17 protein-coding genes are annotated in these 20,019 nt (G+C 49.9%); 16 read left to right on the top strand and 1 reads right to left on the bottom strand.

Annotated features, from left to right (window positions below):
- Positions 1–89: 89 nt before the first annotated feature.
- The 9 genes from HPT30_RS13305 to HPT30_RS13265 all read left to right on the top strand — a co-directional run bounded on the left by HPT30_RS13305 (position 90) and on the right by HPT30_RS13265 (position 9,999).
- Complete coding sequence (locus HPT30_RS13305; RefSeq protein WP_175371860.1) at positions 90–908, top strand: SPL family radical SAM protein; 819 nt, start codon at positions 90–92, stop codon at positions 906–908.
- Positions 909–964: 56 nt separating this feature from the next.
- Positions 965–1,444: a Cys-tRNA(Pro) deacylase gene (gene ybaK, locus HPT30_RS13300; protein WP_175371978.1), complete on the top strand. Its 480-nt coding sequence runs from the start codon at positions 965–967 to the stop codon at positions 1,442–1,444.
- A gap of 188 nt (positions 1,445–1,632) precedes the next feature.
- Positions 1,633–2,817 carry a GntR family transcriptional regulator gene (locus HPT30_RS13295; RefSeq protein ID WP_175371859.1) on the top strand — a complete coding sequence of 395 codons (1,185 nt, stop codon included), beginning with the start codon at positions 1,633–1,635 and terminating at the stop codon, positions 2,815–2,817.
- Between the two features lie 220 nt (positions 2,818–3,037).
- Entirely contained in the window at positions 3,038–4,339 is a 1,302-nt protein-coding gene (locus HPT30_RS13290) for a glycoside hydrolase family 125 protein (RefSeq protein ID WP_175371858.1), read from the top strand.
- 96 nt (positions 4,340–4,435) lie between these two features.
- Positions 4,436–5,737 (top strand): ABC transporter substrate-binding protein, encoded by a 1,302-nt coding sequence (locus HPT30_RS13285; protein ID WP_175371857.1) that lies wholly within the window; start codon positions 4,436–4,438, stop codon positions 5,735–5,737.
- A 55-nt stretch (positions 5,738–5,792) separates the two neighbouring features.
- Complete coding sequence (locus HPT30_RS13280) at positions 5,793–6,680, top strand: carbohydrate ABC transporter permease (RefSeq protein ID WP_376767034.1); 888 nt, start codon at positions 5,793–5,795, stop codon at positions 6,678–6,680.
- Positions 6,681–6,711: 31 nt separating this feature from the next.
- Positions 6,712–7,599, top strand: a complete 888-nt coding sequence (locus HPT30_RS13275) for a carbohydrate ABC transporter permease (protein ID WP_175371855.1) — start codon at positions 6,712–6,714, stop codon at positions 7,597–7,599.
- A gap of 116 nt (positions 7,600–7,715) precedes the next feature.
- The gene (locus HPT30_RS13270; RefSeq protein ID WP_175371854.1) at positions 7,716–8,771 is read left to right on the top strand and encodes a glycoside hydrolase family 76 protein; all 1,056 of its coding nucleotides are present in this window, start codon (positions 7,716–7,718) and stop codon (positions 8,769–8,771) included.
- 160 nt (positions 8,772–8,931) lie between these two features.
- Positions 8,932–9,999 (top strand): glycoside hydrolase family 76 protein, encoded by a 1,068-nt coding sequence (locus HPT30_RS13265; RefSeq protein ID WP_175371853.1) that lies wholly within the window; start codon positions 8,932–8,934, stop codon positions 9,997–9,999.
- Positions 10,000–10,319: 320 nt separating this feature from the next.
- Here the strand turns inward: HPT30_RS13265 and HPT30_RS13260 are convergent, their stop codons facing one another.
- The gene (locus tag HPT30_RS13260; RefSeq protein ID WP_175371852.1) at positions 10,320–10,634 is read right to left on the bottom strand and encodes a winged helix-turn-helix transcriptional regulator; all 315 of its coding nucleotides are present in this window, start codon (positions 10,632–10,634) and stop codon (positions 10,320–10,322) included.
- 198 nt (positions 10,635–10,832) lie between these two features.
- On the opposite strand from HPT30_RS13260, the gene zwf reads away from it, so the two are divergent.
- From zwf to HPT30_RS29580, 7 genes are all read left to right on the top strand, one after another.
- Positions 10,833–12,344 (top strand): glucose-6-phosphate dehydrogenase, encoded by a 1,512-nt coding sequence (gene zwf / locus HPT30_RS13255; protein ID WP_175371851.1) that lies wholly within the window; start codon positions 10,833–10,835, stop codon positions 12,342–12,344.
- A gap of 105 nt (positions 12,345–12,449) precedes the next feature.
- Complete coding sequence (gene gnd / locus HPT30_RS13250) at positions 12,450–13,349, top strand: phosphogluconate dehydrogenase (NAD(+)-dependent, decarboxylating) (protein ID WP_175371850.1); 900 nt, start codon at positions 12,450–12,452, stop codon at positions 13,347–13,349.
- Between the two features lie 210 nt (positions 13,350–13,559).
- Positions 13,560–14,243, top strand: coding sequence for a response regulator transcription factor (locus HPT30_RS13245; RefSeq protein WP_175371849.1), 684 nt, complete (start codon positions 13,560–13,562; stop codon positions 14,241–14,243).
- On the top strand, positions 14,236–15,612 hold the full coding sequence (locus HPT30_RS13240; RefSeq protein ID WP_175371848.1) for a HAMP domain-containing sensor histidine kinase: 1,377 nt from the start codon (positions 14,236–14,238) through the stop codon (positions 15,610–15,612). The genes HPT30_RS13245 and HPT30_RS13240 overlap by 8 nt, the downstream gene beginning before the upstream one ends.
- Before the next feature lie 66 nt (positions 15,613–15,678).
- Entirely contained in the window at positions 15,679–18,810 is a 3,132-nt protein-coding gene (locus tag HPT30_RS13235) for an efflux RND transporter permease subunit (protein WP_175371847.1), read from the top strand.
- A 77-nt stretch (positions 18,811–18,887) separates the two neighbouring features.
- The gene (locus HPT30_RS13230) at positions 18,888–19,529 is read left to right on the top strand and encodes a class I SAM-dependent methyltransferase (protein ID WP_246317065.1); all 642 of its coding nucleotides are present in this window, start codon (positions 18,888–18,890) and stop codon (positions 19,527–19,529) included.
- Between the two features lie 308 nt (positions 19,530–19,837).
- Positions 19,838–20,019, top strand: a 182-nt coding sequence (locus HPT30_RS29580) for a hypothetical protein (protein ID WP_217622370.1), incomplete at its 3' end; no start/stop codon positions are given.

Raw genomic sequence — 20,019 nt, 5'->3', positions numbered from 1 at the left:
CAATTCTGCGATTGGGGTTCTTTACTGCCAAGCGATCTTTGCCCCGTAAGGAAAAATCACATATATCTATATACTGCGAGGTGAACAGGATGGCTACGGAGCTTTTGTACAAACAGCCGAAGACACTGCTGAATAAAGGAACGGGATTTCTGTCGGGCTACAGCCACTCTCTAAACCCATACACGGGTTGTTCTTTTGCTTGCTCTTACTGTTATGTGCGCCAAATGCCGGTCTCGATCTTCCGTAAGAAAGAGTGGGGCACCTGGGTGGATATTAAGCAGGGGGCGGCGGAGCTTTTACGCAAGGAACTGCTCCGGGCAAAGGCGAAGGGACCGGTCACTATATTCATGTCCTCCAGTACAGATCCCTATCAGCCGGTTGAATATAAAGAACAGGTCACCCGTTCGCTACTGGAGGTCATGGTGCAGGAACAGCCGGACTTTCTGCTAGTGCAGACACGGAGCCCGCTGGTGCGGCGGGATATGGATCTGCTGCGGGAGCTCGGAAACCGTGTACGGGTCAGCCTGACCGTGGAGAGTGATCTGGATGAGATCCGCAAGCGCTTTTCCCCTGCTGCTCCGCCCATCGCTGCCCGTCTCAAGACATTGGAGCTGCTCAAGGAGGCAGGCATTCCCGCTCAGGCTGCGATTGCACCGGTGCTGCCAAGCAGCCCGGAATTCCCGAAGAAGCTGAAAAAAGTAGTGGACCGGGTCTGTGTGGACGATTATTTCATGGGTGACGGTAGTGGAGGCAAACGTACGCGGAAGCTGGGAATATCTTCGTTATATGAAGAACAAGAGCTGGAAGAATGGTATAACCCATCTGCATGGCGTATCGTATATGACCGGATGAAGACGGTTTTTTCGGAAGAGCAGGTATTGCTCAGCCAGCAAGGTTTTGAGCCTTGATGACTATCCTTGACTGGATGTAATATGAAAGGGAATTGAATGAAAGGTTGATGATGATGCAAGCGGGTAAAACCAATGCAATGCGAATTCTGGATGCGAAGAAGATTCCATACGATATCTTTTCTTACGATCATGAGGATGGGCAAATCCATGGGACTGCGGTCGCCGATAAAATAGGCCAGCCGGCAGAGCAGGTCTTTAAGACGCTCGTTTCGCACAGCGGCCCTAATATATACGTGTTCGTGATTCCCGTTGGCGAAGAGCTGGATTTGAAGAAGGCCGCCAAAGCTGCCGGGGAGAAAAAGATTGAAATGCTGCCAATGAAGGATTTGCTGAAGTGGACAGGCTATATCCGCGGGGGCTGTTCCCCGGTAGGCATGAAGAAGCTATACCCGACCTATATTGATCAAAGTGCAGAGTCCCTTGAGATGATGGCTGTCAGTGCAGGGAGAGTTGGCACACAGATGGGGGTTGCCCCGCAGCAGCTAGCGGATACTGTATCCGCAGTATTTAGGGAGCTGATTAAACAGCCTTGATGCACATTAAGCGGAAGCCTGAAAGAATCAAGTGAGGTTCCGCTTATTTGTTGTTCAGCACAGAATGGATTTTACGGTCTTCTCCCCCTGATTGTGGGTATTTGCGGAGATTGGTCGACAAACATAGTATATCATGATATATTATTATGTATAAGATGAAATAATGAAAGTCAGGAGAACCGATGGCCATGAGTGAGACAACTTCTTCCAAGCCGATGTATGAGAAAATCTTTGACGAAGTGAAGCAGGATATTGTTACCCAAGCTTACAAGCTTGGTGAGCGTGTTCCTTCCGAAAAGGAACTGGCTGAAGCTTATAATGTAAGCCGCATTACCAGTAAAAAAGCGCTGGAGCTGCTGGCAGCCGAACGGTTGATTGTGCGTAAGCCGGGAAGGGGCTCTTTTGTAGCTGATCCCGTGCATGACTATATAGAAGAGGAAGCGTCTTCAACAGGACAACCCGACGAGCCCTCTGCCAAATTTGCGCATCAGAAAGAGAAGACGATTGGCCTGATTATTACCGATTTTGGCAACAGCTATGGTACAGGGTTGATCTATGGCATGGAACAGGCTTCCCGCGACAAAGACTGCTTTCTGGTGCTGAGAAGAACCTTTGGCATCCCTGAGAATGAGGAGCAGTCGATTCAGAAGTTGCTGGGCCTTGGCGTAGATGGGCTGATTGTGTTCCCGGCCCAGGGTGAATATTTCAATGCGGAAATTCTAAAGCTGGTGATCGACCGTTTTCCACTGGTCCTTGTCGACCGGCATTTGAAGGGTGTGGCAGCGGCTTCGATCAGCTCTGACAACCTGAAGGCTGCGCTTCAAGGCACAGAGTATCTATTTGATCTTGGACATACGCATATTTCCTTTCTGTCCCCGCCGCCGGTGGATACGACCGCAGTGGAGGACCGGATTGAAGGGTTCATCCAGGCGCATGCGCAGCGGGGGATCATGGTTGACAAAGGGCTATGGGTCAGTGATCTGACCTCAACGCTGCCCAATTCTTTTAATGATGAGAACATTGAGCGCGACATATCACGCCTGGTCTTCCATTTGCAGAACCATCCTTCCATTACAGCCTTGTTCGCCATCGAATACAACATTGCTCTGCTGGCCAAAACAGCGGTGGAACGGCTTGGTCTGCGTATCCCTGAAGATATTTCGATCATTTGCTTTGACAGTCCGCCTACACATTTGGGCGGGGGGTATTCTTTCACTCACATGCAGCAGAATGAAGAAGAGATGGGACAGCTTGCAGTAGAGAATGTGCTCAGTATCATGAACGGAAACACCGTCCCGAATAAAATCATGCTGGAAGCCCGGTTGATCACCGGTGAATCCACCGGTCCAGCCCGAGTCACAGGCACCGTCTAGCGGTATTGGTGTCAACGAAATATATCCGTCCAGAATCGTTATCCCCTTAGAAACCTGTCAGCTTGTGATGGGTTTTTTGGGGTTCTTTGTGCATTTATTTGTCCTTAGTATCGATATAACAATATATCATTATCGAAAATAAAACATATTGACATATTGATGGTATACCAATATACTAATTTGTGAAAGCGCTTTATATTAAAGTGAAAATGGGGAGGTTATGAAGCTGAGCTCAAACAATCAAATTCCGCAGGCCATAAAAGAACTTATAGCCACAATACATGAGAAGCTGGGGGATCGCCCCAGACTGGCAGGGATGTTTGAGAAGTGTTTGTTGAACACATGGAATACGACGATCAAACGTAAGCCCGATGGTACCACCTTTGTCATTACTGGAGATATTCCAGCTATGTGGCTGCGGGATTCGGCGGCCCAAGTTAGGCCTTATCTGATCCTTGCTTCCAAGGATGAGACAATCGCAGATATGATCCAAGGGCTGATCGACCGGCAATTTGCCTATATCCAGCTTGATCCTTATGCCAATGCTTTTAATGAAACTGCTGCTGGCCAGGGCCATCAGGACGATCTGACAAAGATGAATCCCTGGATATGGGAAAGGAAATACGAGATTGACTCCTTATGTTACCCCATTCAGCTGAGTTATCTGTTATGGAAGAATACAGGGCGGACCTCCCAGTTCAACCCGAATTTTGTAACAGGGGTCAGAAGGATACTGGAATTGTGGAGCAGGGAACAAAATCATGAAAGCGATTCGGCTTATCGGTTTCAGCGCTTGAATTGCCCACCGACGGATACACTGATCCGTGACGGCCGGGGAAGCCTCACCGCTTTCACAGGAATGACCTGGTCAGGCTTTCGCCCCAGTGATGATGCCTGTGAATACGGTTATCTGATACCAGCCAATATGTTCGCAGTTGTAGCTCTGCGGTATGTGGAGGAAATTGCCCATGAGGTGCTGGGGGATATTGAAATGGAGACAGCTGCTTCCAGGCTCAGGGCGCAGATAGATGAGGGCATCCGCGAATATGGAATCGTGCAGCATCCGGAGTTCGGCGATGTGTATGTCTATGAGGCAGATGGTTTGGGAAATGTGAATCTTATGGATGATGCTAACGTGCCCAGCTTGCTGTCCATTCCCTATCTGGGCTATGCAGAAGCCGATGATCCCGTCTATCTCAACACCCGCAGGCTGATCCTAAGCAGGGAGAATCCTTATTATTATGAAGGCAGCGCTGCAGCCGGTATTGGCAGTCCACACACGCCTGAGCGATATATCTGGCATATTGCGCTGGCGATTCAGGGGATGACGGCGACAAGCCGGGAAGAACAGAAAGGACTGCTGGATTTACTGGAGCGTACTGATGCCGGAACAGGCTTCATGCATGAAGGTTTTCATGTGGATGATCCCGGACAGTTTACGAGACCCTGGTTCTCTTGGGCCAACATGATGTTCTGTGAGTTTTTGTTAATGACCTGCGATATATCCGTTAAGCGAAGCTGAGAAGGCAGGCGAATGCAACGTCTTGCCGCTGCACATGTCTGTTGAATGCAGTGTCGTTCATTTAAGCTTTATCACACAACAAAAGGGGATGAGAATATGAAGAAATGGTTGGTTACGGCGGTTACACTCAGTATGGTTACTGTTCTAGCGGCAGGCTGTGGAGGCAGTAACGGAGCTTCTGAGAAAGGGGATACCGGAAAGGGCGATGCCGGAGGCAACGGTAAGAAAACAGAGCTTACCTTCTGGGGAGACTGGGGCGGTGAAGGCCAGAAGCAATTCGAGACAATGGTCGATGCCTTTAATAAATCGCAGGATAAAATTCATGTTAAATATGTGCTGCAGCAGGATATGATCACGAAATTCCTGACCGCAGCCACCAATGGCGGTGCACCGGATGTGCTGTTCTGGGATCGCTGGCGGACCTCCCTGTATGCGCCCAAGAATGTCCTTCATCCTGTGGATGAGTATCTGGCACGTGACGGCATATCCAAAGATGATTTTTACAGTGAATCTCTGAAAGAGCTTACCAACGACGGGAAATTGTACGGCTTGCCGCTCACAGTAGATGCTCGCGCTCTTTTCTACAATAAGAAGCTGCTGACCGAAGCCGGACTTCAGCCTCCGACGACATGGGATGAACTGGAATCTGCTGCAACGAAGCTGACCAAATGGAAGGGTGACAAGCTGGAAGTAGCCGGCTTCTCCATGGGCGATCTTGGATTGTTCAATATGTATCTGCAACAGGCGGGCGGCCAGATGCTGACTGAAGATGGTAAGACAAACTTTAATAATGACAAAGGCAAGCAGGTGCTGGAGTTCTGGGACCGCCTGATGAACAAAGATAAAGTGTACAAAGTCGGCTTCGAATTGGGACTTGGCGAAGGTCAGGATGCTTTTGTCACAGGAAAGGTTGCTATGCTGTATTCCGGTCCTTGGATGCTAAGCACCTACAATAAATACGGCAAAGACCTGGATTATGGCATCGTACCCCCACCAGCAGGACCAAGTGGCGATAAGGGCAGCGTTATGGGCGGATTTGGCCTCGTGATCCCTGAAGGCTCCAAGCACAAGGATGAGGCATGGGAGTTCATCAAATGGTGGACAGCGAACAAGGACAATGCACTTCTTTGGGCGAAGACCAGTCTGAATTTGCCGGGCTTCAAGCCATCGCTGGAAGATCCGTTCTTCAAAGATGATCCGAAGTGGAAGCCATTCATGGATACGCTGGAATTCGCGAAGATTCGCCCAACCCACCCTGGCTACTCGGTTATGGAGACTGATGCACTCTCACCGAACCTCCAGCTTAATCAGCAGAACAAGCAGAGCATTGAGGATACGCTGAAGAAAGCACAGGAACAGGGCGATAAAATGCTCAAGGACAACGAGGTTGTGAAGTAAAACGAAGGAAAGCAATATGGAAAATTACTGAATGGAATATAGAGGGGGAACCCAAGTGACATCCGTCAGAAGGATTGAAAGGCATCAGGCGAGAACAGCATATTTGTTTATTACGCCGACAGTGCTGCTGTTTGTAGTATTTACGGTCATCCCCGTTGTTATGGCCTTATATTTAAGCTTTACGAATTACGATGTGCTCAGTCGAAATGATTGGATTGGATTCGATAACTATCGGCGTCTGGCCGAGGATGATCTGCTGTGGAAAACTTTTCGGAACGTGTTTCTGTATGCGGTAGTATTCGTTCCATTAAATATCCTAATCTCGGTGCTGCTGGCAGTTCTGCTCAGCCGGGCATGGCGCGGGGTCAAGCTGTTCCGGACGCTTAACTATCTGCCGACACTAACCTCTGCCGTAGCTGCGGCTACCGTTTGGATTTGGCTGCTGCATCCCGAATTCGGAGCTGTGAATGGGCTGCTCTCTTATGTAGGGATTACAGGCCCGGCCTGGCTGTCGGAGACGCGCACAGCGATGTTGTCGATTATTATGCTTACACTGTGGCAATCCGTCGGTTCCAATATGATCATTTACCTGGCTGGCTTGCAGGGTGTTCCCGATTATCTCTATGAATCGGCGCGGCTGGACGGCGCGAACAAGTTCGATTGCTTCCGGTACATTACGTGGCCGCAGCTTCGGCCGACAACCTTTCTGGTCAGCACGATGTCGATCATCGGTGCGCTCCAGCTGTTCGACCAGGCTTTCGTACTTACACAGGGTGGTCCGGCCAACATGACCAAGACGCCTGTCTATTTAATCTATCAGCAGGGCTTCAATCAGCTTCAAATGGGCTATGCGTCCGCGCAGGCATTTGTACTCGCGATGGCGATTCTCATCTTTTCGCTGATCAATATGCGGATATCGAAAGCGGAAGACCCGATCGTATAGACGCATGCCAAGCAGAAGGGGGCTCAAAGGAATGGATACCAGCAGCAATTCCGCGCTGAAGCGGGGTTTAGGCAAAACATTTTATTATATCTTATGCATCGTTATAGCGCTTGTCATGTTCCTGCCATTTTACTGGAGCGTGCTGACATCGCTGAAGCCGGATGAAGAAATCTTCGCGATGCCAATCAAGTGGTTTCCGTCACAACTGACATTCGAGCATTACCGTAAAGCGTTCACGACCGTACCGTTCGGTCTGTACTTCTGGAACTCACTGGTGCTGGCGGTATCGGGTGTACTGGCCAACTTGTTCTTCGGATCGATTAGCGGCTATGCCTTTGCGAAACTGAAGTTCAAACTGAACAAGCCGATTTTCCGTGTCCTGCTGGCAGCCATGATGATTCCGGGCATCGTCACTATGATTCCGACGGTCTATGTTATGCGCCATATCCCGCTTATCGGCGGCAATGATATTTTTGGCAGCGGGGGTATGGGGCTGATGAATTCCTTCTGGGGCATTATTTTGCCGGGTGCATCAGGGACCTTCGCGGTATTCTTTATGCGACAGTTCTTCCTGACCCTTCCGAGCGACATGATGGAGATGGCCCGGATTGAAGGCTGCGGGGAATTTATGATCTTCTGGCGCATCTATCTGCCGCTGACGAAGCCAGCGCTGGCTACCCTGAGTATCTTTACTTTTCAGGCAGGCTGGAACAGCTTCTTGTGGCCGATGATCGTACTGAATGATCCTGATAAAGCGACCATCCAGATGGGGCTGCAAGCATTCTCATATAATTTCCAGACCGATTATGGGCCAATGATGGCCGGGGCACTCGTGGCAATTTTACCGATACTCGTGTTGTTCCTGGCGTTGCAGCGTTATTTTGTGCAGGGAATTGCCTTCAGCGGTATTAAGGGTTAACTGCTCGACTTCAACACGGTAATTATCTGAATGTAGACAAAATGACGGGACTTTAAGCTGCTCTGCCAGAATCGGGGACGGCTTGGGAAGAACCGGGAGACCAGGGAGAGAAGCATATGAACCAACTGAAGCTTAAGCTATGGGATGAACGCGCGGACCAGGCGCAGGAAGCACTGGATACGCTATTCTGGAATAATGATATCGGGATGTACAACATCGAGACACCTTGCCCAAATGGGGAATGCAACACGATTTTTCACTATTGGTGGATGGCCCATGCTGTAGATGTAATTGTGGATGGACTGCTGCGTACCGGTGACACCCGCTATGCCGATCGATTAACCGCTTTGCATCAAGGGCTGCTGAAGCGCAATGGCGGTGTGTGGCCTAATGAGTTATATGATGACATGGAATGGATGGCCTTGGCTTGGTTACGTGCCTATCAGGCTACGGGTCAGGAGGCGTATAAAGAAACGGTGTTTATCCTTTGGGAGGATATTCTCACTGGTTGGAATGAGCATATGGACGGCGGTATTGCTTGGCAGAAATCGCAGCTGGATTACAAGAATACGCCTGCTAATGCACCGGCAGTGATTCTTGCGGCACGTCTGTATCAAACATTCGGCGATGCCGAAGCCTTGAACTGGGCCGAGCGGATCTATGCGTGGCTAAAAGGGCATCTGGTCGATGCAGATACAGGCTTCGTCTGGGATGGCATGAACCGTGCCGGAGACGGCGGCATCGACAAGGACTGGAAGTTCACCTACAACCAAGGGGTGTACATCGGCGCAGCCGTAGAGCTGTACCGGATAACGGGCGAAGCTGGTTATCTGGAGGATGCCCGCCGCACCTTCCAGGCGGCGGTGATGGAGCTGGCCGATGCCGGGCATGGCGGCCTGCCGGATGAGGGCGGCGGGGATGCCGGGCTGTTCAAAGGCATCCTGGTCCGCTACACGGCCGAGCTGTGCAAGGCCGATCCGGGATCTGGCGTGGCCGCGGATTTCCTCCGCGCCAACGGCGATTTGCTCTGGGCGCGCGGGAAATCCGGCGACGGCGCGCTGTTCGGCACGGACTGGAACCGTGCGGGTGGCGAGATCATCCAGTTGAGCTCCCAGCTCAGCGGAATCAAGCTACTGGAGATGTTGGCTGAGTTGGAGAGAGCGCGGAGCTAATTGGACAATAGATGTTATTTTATAGAGTGCTAACAATGTGAAGGAAATGATATATCAACAGTCTAACGATAGACTAATAGCGAACATTGAACAACGAACTAACAACAAGCTAATCGGATTAACCATGGGTACGCTATTACTAGAAGATGAGGTGCAGCTGATGTCAGACCTGATACAGACAGTGGACATGGACAGTTGGAAGGAACGGGCGGAGTGGTACCAGCAGCAGCTGCTTCATAACTATTACAACGCAGAGACCGGAATTATGAACCAATGGTACCCGCAAGAGAATAGCCCGGCTGATGAAAACTTTTATTATTGGTGGCAGGCCCATGTTATAGATGTGCTGGTAGACGGGCTGGAACGAACCGGCAGCCAAGGGTATGCGGACAGAATTCGAGAATTGAGCCGGAGTCTTCGCGCATATAACGGTGGAACCTACTCACATAATTACTATGACGATATGGAATGGGCGGCGCTTGCGCTGCTGCGGGCTTACAAGGTGACAGGGGAAGAAGAATATAAGCTTGCGGTGCTGGAACTGTGGGAGGACATCAAAACTGCGTGGAATGATCATTTTGGCGGCGGGATGGCCTGGAAGAAGGATCAGAGGGACTATAAGAATACTCCGGCGAATGCCCCGGCAGCTATTCTGGCCGCCCGTCTATATGGCCTATTTCAGGATGAGAAGGATTTGAACTGGGCGGAGCGCATCTATGAGTGGAACAAAGCCCATCTGGTAGACCCGGCTACCGGCTTTGTCTGGGATGGAATTAACAGGCAGGGTGATGGAGAAATTGATTACGACTGGGAATTCACCTATTGTCAGGGGGTGTTCCTGGGCGCTGCACTTGAACTGTATCTTAACACGGGTAACAGTAAATATGCGGCGGACGCGCGCCGTACTTCAGAAGCTTGTATCGGGCGGCTTTGTGATGCGGATACACGGATGCTGCCTGATGAGGGCATAGATGACACGGGGTTGTTCAAAGGGATTCTAATTCGATATTGGGTACAGTTGTACCGTCAAATTCCGGAGCAGGAGCAGGTACGAGAGATCATTCTCCGAAATGCCGGGCGGCTATGGGAGTCTGGTCTGAACAAACAACTGGGCTTATGCAGTCCGTCATGGGAAAAAGCACCGGAACTGCCGGTTCAGTTGAGCGTTCAGCTCAGTGGACTGATGCTGCTGGAAGCAGCAGCGGTAGTACAGGAGAAATGCGGGTGACAATAAAAATGAAGCAACATAGGCATTAGGGTTTTACTAAAACATTCAAGAGCGTTCTAAATGAAGGTCAAGGCTGTTAATTGATGTTCAGGCAGTTAGAGAATCGTTCACCGTTGTCAAATGATAAAAAATCGCCAGGTGTCCCGTAAGCCATTAATGGCTATGGGGCGCCTTTTTTTGAATTGCGGATCTGTGTGGGCACTGAGATTCTTCTTAGATATGCTCTTAGGCGTTGTTAAGTTTTGCTCAAAGCTGCGTTTGAGTTATACTTAGTTGATATGCGAAGCAAACTATGCTCAGACAAGGAGAGGTGGCTGTTCTTAAAACCACTTCATCCCCCACGCTTCAACATGAAATAAAGCATCGCCGAGTTCTTTCCCTTTCTCGGTCAACGTATATTCTGTGCGGACAGGCCGTTCTGGAATGACGTGGCGCTTTAGAATATCGTATTCTTCAAGCTCCTTCAGTCGTTCATTCAGCATGCGTTTGCTGAGGACGGGAATAATGGCGTTCAGCTCGTTGAACCGTTTCGGTCCTTCCATGAGTACATGGATGATCAGGTTCACCCATTTTTTCCCGATGATATGGTAAGCACTTTCGACTTTGGCATGTAATGGCTTGGGAGGTTCTTTCATAATTAGGCTTCATCCTTTTTTTGTGGTTATCATTAATATCTTTCTTACTATAACACAGTATAGTGAAATGAATACCTTCTGTAAATGTCGAAATGATGTTGACGAATGGACATTATCGTCGTATGATGTGTGATATAAAAGTTAAGAAGTAATTAATAGTAACCTCATAAATATATATTAACAACAGGAGGAATTAAAGTGGAATCATCAACTTTTGTGTTATTTGGCGCTACCGGAGATTTGGCAAAACGGAAAATTTATCCCGCTTTATATAACCTGTTCTTAGATGGTAAAATATCGACACCTTTATCCGTAATCGGACTCGGCAGACGGGAACTGTCAAATGAAGCGTTTCAGGCGCAGGTTCTGAATTCCCTTCAAACCTTCTCCAGAAAACCGGCGGAAGATTCTGAAAAATTGCGGACATTCATTCAGGCGTTTGAATATACGGTGCTGGACGTGGGTCGTCCGGAAGACTATGTGAAGCTGCTGGGACATGTCAAGGCTAGAGAAGAAGATCTGGGGATTCCTGAGAACCGAATGTTCTACCTGTCTGTCGGTCCTGAATTCTTCGGTGAAATTGCAGCCAACATCAATTCCAGCGGTCTTGGTTCCACGAAAGGCTGGAAGCGCCTGGTGATTGAAAAACCGTTCGGTACGGATCTGGCGTCGGCGAGAGTGCTGAATGAGAGCCTTTCGGCTGCGTTCAAAGAAGAAGAAATCTTCCGTATTGACCACTTCCTGGGCAAGCCAATGGTGCAGAATCTGGAAGTGCTCAAATATTCCAATCCAGTGCTGAGAGCGCTTTGGAAAAACCGTTATATCGCCAATGTGCAAATTACAGCGAGCGAAACAGTTGGGGTAGAGGAACGTGCTGGTTACTACGACAAGTCCGGCGCGCTGCGGGACATGTTCCAGAATCATATGCTCCAGTTGTTGATGATGACAGCCATGCAGCTTCCTAAAGGCAGCACACCAGAAGATGTCAGCAACAAGAAGCGGTATGTAATGGAATCGCTCCGCCCGTTGATAAAAGACGATCTTACACGTGATGTCGTGCTGGGACAATATGCAGCCGGAGAAATTAAGGGCAATCCAGTGCCAGGCTATTTGGACGAACCGGGAATCGACTCCAGCTCGCGGAACGAGACCTACATTGCTGCCCGCCTTTGGATTGAAGATCCGATGTGGAATGAAGTTCCGATATATATTCGGACCGGGAAGCGGATGAAAGAGAAGTCCACGCGAATTGTCATTGAATTCAAAGAACCACTTAATGATTATAACAATCTGAATAAAGGGAACACTGACCCTAACCTGCTGATTATTGATATCAGTCCGAATGAAGCGATTACTCTGCAGCTCAACACTAAAGATCCGCTTCGTACCGGCAAGCTGGAACCTGTCCGCATCAATTATCAGCTCGGTAACCCGGAAATTCCGGAATCTTATGAGAACCTCATCTATGATGCCCTGCGTGGCGACTCGACCTTCTTTGCACATTGGGATGAAGTTGAGCTGTCCTGGCAATGGGTTCAGCCGATCCAAGAAGCGATGGAAGCAGGAGTTCTTCCGCTGCACAGCTATGCTGCTGGCTCTCACGGTCCTGCTGCGGCAGCAGAACTTCTTGGCGATGACCACTGGTGGCTGGACGAGAATGAGGAACCGGAGGCTCAAGAGATTCAATCCGTACCGGCAGGTGTTCTGTAATTTCTAAACGCGTCCAGGGGCCTCGGCCTCTGGATATTCTTTTTCTATACACCTTTAAAAGGAAGTATTTGGACCATACATGAACATACACAGGAGGGAATTTAGATGAAAGTAGGATTAATTGGACTTGGAAAAATGGGCTTTAACCTTGGACTGAATCTGCTGGAACACGGACATGAGGTGGCAGCGTTTGACCTGAATACACCAGCTGTGGAAGAGATGATCAAGAACGGTGCGGAAGGTGCAGCAAGTCTGGCAGAACTTGTGGGGAAATTAGAGCAGCCGCGTATTCTCTGGATCATGGTTCCCCATCCGGTCGTGGACAATGTGATCGCTGAGCTGACTCCGCTGTTATCACAAGGTGATATCGTCATTGAAGCAGGAAACTCTCATTACAAGCAGTCCATTAGCCGTTATGAGGCCCTGCGTCAGCATGGAATCAGCTTCATGGATGCCGGCACCTCGGGTGGGATGGAAGGTGCGCGAAACGGCGCCTGTTACATGATTGGTGGTGATCCGGAAGCTTGGGCGATTGTTGAGCCACTGTTCCGGGATACTTCCGTGGAGAACGGATATCTCTATGCGGGCAAATCCGGCAGCGGGCATTTCCTGAAGATGGTGCATAACGGGATTGAATACGGGATGATGGCTGCCATCGGGGAAGGCTTCGAGGTTCTGGAGAAAAGCGGGTATGATTTCAACTTCGAACAGGTAGCCCGGGTATGGAACAATGGCTCCGTTATCCGTTCCTGGCTGATGGAGCTGGTGGAACGCGCTTTCTCCAAGGATGCCAAGCTGGAAGAGATCAAAGGGGTGATGCATTCTTCCGGTGAAGGCCGGTGGACGCTGGAAACTGCGTTTGATCTTCAGGCTGCTACACCGGTTATCGCGATGTCGCTGCTGATGCGCTACCGGTCACTGGAGACCGATACCTTTACCGGCAAGGTAGTTGCAGCACTGCGCAATGAGTTCGGTGGTCATGCCGTAGAATCCCAGGAGAAATAAACTGGCGATTCCTCTAACAGCGTATCTTTGTCCACAATCCGCGGATGCTTTTCATTTCAGCCGCCCTTTCAGGAATAATGACGACCTTACTCCATGTAAAATCCAAGTGTGCGTTGGGTTGTAATGTTCTGTTCACTTTCAGTACAAATTAGGCCGATATACTAAAGTGATAATTGTCAGGGAAAACAACTGGATGAGGTGTGGTACAGCGTGACAACAATTTTGGTGGCGGATGATGAAGCGCATATTCGGGAACTGGTTAGCCTTTTTCTGAAGGATGAGGGTATGGAAATTGTAGAGGCAAGCAATGGCGCGGACGCCTGGAGCTATTATGAGAAACATGATGTTGATCTCGTAATTATAGATATTATGATGCCCGGTATGGACGGATGGGAATTGTGCAGACGGATTCGTGAGGCCGGAGACAGACCGGTCCTGATGATCACAGCTAAAGGCGAGCCTGCCGACAAAATCAAGGGCTTTCGCCTTGGCACCGACGACTATCTCGTTAAGCCATTTGATCCGATGGAGATGGTCATGCGGGTCAAGGCGCTGCTGAAGCGATACGGCATTTCCACATCCCATACCATCAAGCTGGGTAGCATTACGTTAGACAAGAGGGGTTATCATGTTCTGCATGACGATACCGGTCAATTGACTACGTTGCCGCTTAAGGAATTTGAGGTACTGTGGAAGCTGGCAAGTTACCCCGGTCAAATCTTCACTCGCGATATGCTAATCCGCCAGATTTGGGGCTATGAATATTTTGGTGATGAACGAACCGTAGATACACATATCAAACGGCTGCGGGACCGGTTCCAGCCGCACAGCGGTGATTTCCGGATTGTTACACTTCGAGGAGTAGGTTACAGGCTGGAGGTTCTGCATGATTAAGTCGCTGTATGTACGTGTGGTACTGACCTTTCTGGGGGCTGTTATCCTTAGTATTTTCACGGCATCGCTGTTGATAAATCACATATATATAGGACAAATCAAGAAGGCACTACAGGATCACATGATATCCAGCGGAAAAATGATGATCAAGGCTTACGAGCAGGCTGAGGGGGGAGATCTGGATTACCTGATGACAGGGGTATCCGCCCTCCCTGGCTATGCTGTACATATGTACGATAGCAAGGGGAAATTGCTGTATGTGAGCAGTGAAGTTCACCAAAGGCAGTTGGAGCTGGAAGCAGTCCATGTTCCGGAGGTTCTCCATGGGGGCGTTTTTCGCAGTGGAATTAACAAAGGTGAGGGAGGCATGACAGTCGGCCTTCCATTGACCGTGAATGGCTCACCCGGCGCATTATTCATCACACCGGAGGTCAATGAACTGGTGAGCATGATCGGCGGTTTCCTGAAAACCCAACTGCTCTTTATTCTGGGCTTCGGCAGTCTGTTCATTCTGATCGCTGCCAGGTATATCGTTCAGCCGCTGCGGCGGTTGACCCGTGCGACCCGGAGAATGTCCAAGGGAGATTTCAGCGTCAGCCTCAGCACCAAGCGTGGTGATGAAATCGGCCAACTGACTCAGAGCTTTAATGTGATGGCGAAGGAACTGGGAACGCTGGAGGAAAGCCGCAAGCGGTTCGTCTCGGATGTATCCCATGAAATTCAATCTCCGCTGACATCGATTAAGGGGTTCACGCAGGCACTTAAATATAAGCAGCTTGATGAACAGACACGCATGCGGCTGCTCGATATCATTGAGGCAGAGAGCGACCGTCTGTCCAGGTTGAGTGGTGATTTACTGCAGCTATCGACGCTGGAATACGAGCATATGCAGCTGTCCCCGGGGAAATTCTCACTGGATGAGCAGCTTCGTCAAGTGGTGATTGCTCTGGAACCTCAGTGGTCTGCCAAGGAGATGACAGTCAATCTGGATGTACTTCCCGTAATCATCGAAGCGGACGAAGACCGGTTGAGTCAAATATGGAGTAATTTGTTAAGCAATAGTATCAAGCATACGAACAACGGTGGAACTATTGACATTAAAGTATCTTTAAGTGGAGAACAGGTATTGGTGGAGATTGCTGACACTGGATCAGGAATTCCTGAGGAGGAACTCCATCATATTTTTAAACCTTTCTATAAAGTGGATAAATCCAGAGAACGAAAAGTTGGCGGCAGCGGCCTCGGGTTATCCATCGTCAAGCGAATTGTCGACCTGCATAAGGGTCAGATTGAAGTCGCCAGCACTCCGGGAAAAGGAACGACTGTCTCTGTTCAACTCCCCCAATTCTACTACAAGCCCGAATTGTAATCCTCAGTTCACATTGAGGACAAATTCGGGCTTTATACTGTGGTCAGATAGAGGAGGAGAAGAGGAATGAACCTTTTGAGTAAAATCAGTTTAAAAAATTCAGTGGCTGTGCTGATCTTGTTTGCCCTTATTATGGGCTATGGCGTATATTCAGCGACACAGATCAAGCAACAGACTTTCCCGGATATCGAATTCCCTGCGGTATTTATCCAGGCAATTAATCCTGGGGCATCCACAGAGGAAATGGAGACAGGAGTTACAAAGCCAATTGAGGACAGCCTGAAGAACTTTGCCGGGTATGATTCCTTAACTAGTACTTCTACAGAGAATGCGTCCAGCATCTCGATCCAGTTCCCATTCGGTTCCGATATGGACAAATTGTCTACAGATATTGAGGCCTCGGTGGCAAAATTGAAGCTTCCGGAGAATGCTAAGGTAAGTGTGCAGCGTCTTTCGGCTGGTGCTATGCCAATCTACCAGGCGGCAATTTTTTCTACAGGCAAAGACTCTGGAGAATTAACCAGAAAGCTAGAGGACGATGTCGTTCCGGCCTTGCAGAAGCTTGAAGGGGTCAGCTCGGTGACACTGAAGGGAGCAGCCTCGGACCAACTGCAAATTGTCGTCGACAAGGAGAAGGCTTCCAGACTGGGGATCTCGCTGAGTTCTATCCAGACAGCCCTTCAGGGCTTAAATTATGCTTTGCCGCTGGGAAATGTAAACGAGGGTGAGACCACAATTCCGATCCGGCTCTCAGGCTCGGCGACTACCCTGCAGCAAATCAAGGATTTGCCGCTCGGCCCAGCCGGCGGAGTAGGCGGAGGCGTGGCAGCTGCGCCTGGTTCTTCTGGCGGGGCTGGGCAGCAGCAGGCGAGAGGAGCCGCCGGAGGTGCTCAGGTGGCCACGCCGCCTCCTGCGATCAAACTCTCCGATATTGCAACAGTAACCAGTTCTGCGCAAGTAGATGAAATTACACGTTACAACGGGGAACCGAGCTTTGTATTGGAAGTGGTCAAGACCCAGGATGCTAATACAGCTGATGTAGGGGATGCGGTTCAAAGCTTGCTGGATTCCTACAAGAACGATCATATAGAGGCTCATGTGATTTCGAACCAGGGAGAGGAAATCAAGGAATCGGTTAATTCATTGATTAGAGAAGGATTGTATGGGGCTTTATTCTGTATCATCATTATCTTCCTGTTCCTGCGTAATGTAAGGGCAACACTAATCTCCATTCTGTCACTGCCAATCTCTATTTTCGCCACAATCGCAGTGATGAACCAAATGGGATATACCCTGAATATTATGACGCTGGGTGGGATTGCCGTATCCATCGGCCGTATCGTCGATGATAGTATCGTGGTCATTGAGAATATTTATAGATGGCGTCAAGAGAAAGGTACTTCACTTAAGAGCAAGGACTTGACCTACCGGGCGACCAAGGAAGTAATCAGTCCAGTACTGTCCTCGACGATTGCCACAGTCGTAGTATTTGCACCGCTTGGTTTCGTCAATGGCGTGATTGGTGAGTTCTTCCGCCCGTTTTCTCTCGCAGTCGTAATCTCTATTGTGGCGAGTTTGCTGGTCGCTGTGATGCTTATTCCAGTGCTCGGTGCCTCTTTCTTCAAAAAGGTAAAGCCACATAAGAGCGAAAGCAAACTTACGGGCGTATATGAGCGTCTGATTAAAGCTGCACTGAAACGCAAGTGGCTGGTTATGATTCTTTCATTGGTACTTCTTGCTGGCTCGCTGAGCACTATTCCTTTGCTGGGTGTTGCGTTCCTGCCGGCAGATTCCGTGCCAACGGCTTCCATTCAGCTGACGCTTCCAGCCGGAAGTGGCACAGAGCAGGGCGATCAGGTCAGCAAAAAAGTAGAGAGCTATGTCAAAGATCTTAACGGAGTGACGAATTACCAGGTCGCTGTTGGCGGCTCAGCAGATAATCCGATGCGATCCTCAGGCAGTACGGCTAACCGGGCAACAGTGACAGCACAGTTTACGAAGGATATTGACATGGAAGCTGTCATTGACAAAGCCAAGGCTGACCTGCCGGCGCTAGTGGAGAATGTCATTCCCGGCACGACAGTGACAGTCAGGGCAGGCGAGCAACAGGGTCTGCCTAGCGGCAACAATATTGATGTCAGCCTTTATTCAGACAATATGGATGATTTGTCCAAGGCCTCTAAGCAAATAGAAGACCTGATGGGGCAAAACAGCAATCTCAAGGATGTTACAAACAATATGAACGAGGTTACTCCGAAATGGGAGCTTACCCTTAATCAACAAGGAATAGATGAGAAAGTCAGTCCTTATGTGCTCATGCAGGCAGTATCAGAGCAACTCAAGCCTGTCCATGCAGGGAGTTATACACTGGACAATAAGGAACAGACAGTTACACTGTCCTATCGCCAGCAGATTACCTCACTGGAGGAATTGAAGAGCATACCAGTACCTACGGCAGGCGGAATTCGTACTTTAGGCGATGTAGCTGATATCTCTGTCCGCGATGCCCTGGTTACTGTCAATCATAACGATGGCAAAACCTATGCCAGAGTTTCAGGGACCGTCAAAGGAGACAACACTTCAGTCGTCACCCGTGAGGTGCAGAAGGATATTTCAGCCCTGTCCCTGCCTGATGGTGTTGAAGTCAGCTATGGCGGCGGTATGGCGATGATGCAGGAGGGCTTTACGAATCTTGGGATTGCAATGGCGGCAGCGGTTGGACTTGTATTTCTGGTCATGAGCATCACCTTCGGCGGTGTAGTTACCCCGCTGATTATCCTGTCTTCCCTGATCTTCATTCCGGTCGGTTCTCTGGGCGCATTGCTGGTTACCGGGCAGGCCTTGTCCATGAGCGGAATGATAGGCATGCTGATGCTGGTCGGCATTGTTGTGACGAATGCAGTCGTTCTGCTTGACCGTGTGGAGAAGAATCGCAAGAGTGGCCAGCCGATCACCGAAGCCATTGTCGAGGCTTGCAAAACACGGCTTAGACCGATCCTGATGACCGCACTGGCGACAATGCTGGCCCTGTTGCCGCTGGCATTGTCCGGGTCCTCCACGAGTCTGATCTCTGGCGGCCTGGCAGTGACAGTGATCGGCGGTTTGTTCACTTCAACTTTGCTGACGCTGATTGTGGTTCCGGTCCTCTACGAGATCGTGTGGAAGAAGCGGAAGGTCAGAGAAGTTGAGAATTTTTAACCGAAATTAACCAAACGATATGTTATATAGCCAAAGGGTAATACTTAATAAAAAGATGCATAGAGAGGAGGCGGCATATGTTAAGAGGACTCAAAGAGCGATTGTTGTTTCTGTATAAGTTCCTGCAGGCCCCCTTATCGACAGGGAATATTGTTCCCAGTTCGCGCAGGTTGGCGCAAGCGCTGCTGGAGTCCATTCCTTGGGAGCAGGTAAACTCTCTGGCAGAGCTTGGAGCAGGCACAGGCGCGGTTACCCGGCATCTGCCGTCGGCACAGCAGCCTATGCAAGTTCTTTTGTTCGAGAAAGATCCGGAACTCCGCCGCCGATTGAAACTGCAGTTTCCTGACTACCGATTTTATCCGGACAGCTCCCGGCTGCGGCTGGCGTTGCATAACGGTAAGCTGGAGAAGCTGGATTGCATTGTGAGCGGTCTTCCGTTCTGGAGTATGGGGAGCGAGAAGCGGATGCAATTGCTGTCACAAATTTCCGCTTCCCTGAAGGATGAGGGGATGTTCGTGGTCTTCAGTTATTATTTTAAGCAGATACAAAAAGACCTGAAGCCATTCTTCGACATCCAGAGATCGATGTTCGTTCCGCTGAATTTCCCACCGGCGGTAGTCTATGTCTGCCGTAAAAAGGCGAATGCAGACAGCGAAAAGAAAGTCCCGTGGCTTTCAGTGGTTGCTGCCAAGGACTCCCGGGTGCTGCTTGAAAGATGACTGTTAGTTGAATAGAAGACTAAGTAGAGTGCAATGTCAGAGAAGGGCCGTTTCCCGCAGGGGAGACGGCCCTTCTTTTTAAGTACGCCCAGCATGGGCGTCATCTCTAGGGTGAAAGTCCCGAGCGGGGGCTGGCAAGCGCCTACCGTTAGCCAAAGGCAAGGGTATCCACCGTGAGGTGGAATCTGAAGGAAGCCGGAGGCAAAAGCACGGTCTGAGGTACACGAATCCAATTTGAGGCGGTTGCAGCTGGATGAGTCACCTTAACATGACAAAATCCAAAGCTGCCAAGAGCTGCAGCCGTAAACTTGGGCAGGCGCGGGCGGAAAGATGGCGTTCTTATCTGGGGAGGCCTGCCGGGTAAGCAAGGAAAAAAAACTTGTAACCGCAGCCGGGAGGCTGCGCTGAACCGGCAGGAGTCAGCAGAGGCCATAGTACGTCAGCTGTTGCAACAGCTGACGGAAGGGCTGAACCGAAAGGAGAGAGGAAA

The organism is Paenibacillus agri (genome assembly GCF_013359945.1).
GTDB classification, from domain to species: domain Bacteria; phylum Bacillota; class Bacilli; order Paenibacillales; family Paenibacillaceae; genus Paenibacillus_AQ; species Paenibacillus_AQ agri.
Note: the sequence above shows the minus strand (reverse complement) of the source record. Positions and strands in the feature narration are given on the sequence as shown.

Bases quoted from the DNA above. Each gene is read 5' to 3' on its own strand.
- HPT30_RS13305 (WP_175371860.1), top strand. From the start codon at position 90: ATGGCTACGGAGCTTTTGTACAAACAGCCGAAGACACTGCTGAATAAA.
- ybaK (WP_175371978.1), top strand. From the start codon at position 965: ATGCAAGCGGGTAAAACCAATGCAATGCGAATTCTGGATGCGAAGAAG.
- HPT30_RS13295 (WP_175371859.1), top strand. From the start codon at position 1,633: ATGAGTGAGACAACTTCTTCCAAGCCGATGTATGAGAAAATCTTTGAC.
- HPT30_RS13290 (WP_175371858.1), top strand. From the start codon at position 3,038: ATGAAGCTGAGCTCAAACAATCAAATTCCGCAGGCCATAAAAGAACTT.
- HPT30_RS13285 (WP_175371857.1), top strand. From the start codon at position 4,436: ATGAAGAAATGGTTGGTTACGGCGGTTACACTCAGTATGGTTACTGTT.
- HPT30_RS13275 (WP_175371855.1), top strand. From the start codon at position 6,712: ATGGATACCAGCAGCAATTCCGCGCTGAAGCGGGGTTTAGGCAAAACA.
- HPT30_RS13270 (WP_175371854.1), top strand. From the start codon at position 7,716: ATGAACCAACTGAAGCTTAAGCTATGGGATGAACGCGCGGACCAGGCG.
- HPT30_RS13265 (WP_175371853.1), top strand. From the start codon at position 8,932: ATGTCAGACCTGATACAGACAGTGGACATGGACAGTTGGAAGGAACGG.
- HPT30_RS13260 (WP_175371852.1), bottom strand. From the start codon at position 10,634: ATGAAAGAACCTCCCAAGCCATTACATGCCAAAGTCGAAAGTGCTTAC.
- gnd (WP_175371850.1), top strand. From the start codon at position 12,450: ATGAAAGTAGGATTAATTGGACTTGGAAAAATGGGCTTTAACCTTGGA.
- HPT30_RS13240 (WP_175371848.1), top strand. From the start codon at position 14,236: ATGATTAAGTCGCTGTATGTACGTGTGGTACTGACCTTTCTGGGGGCT.
- HPT30_RS13235 (WP_175371847.1), top strand. From the start codon at position 15,679: ATGAACCTTTTGAGTAAAATCAGTTTAAAAAATTCAGTGGCTGTGCTG.
- HPT30_RS13230 (WP_246317065.1), top strand. From the start codon at position 18,888: ATGTTAAGAGGACTCAAAGAGCGATTGTTGTTTCTGTATAAGTTCCTG.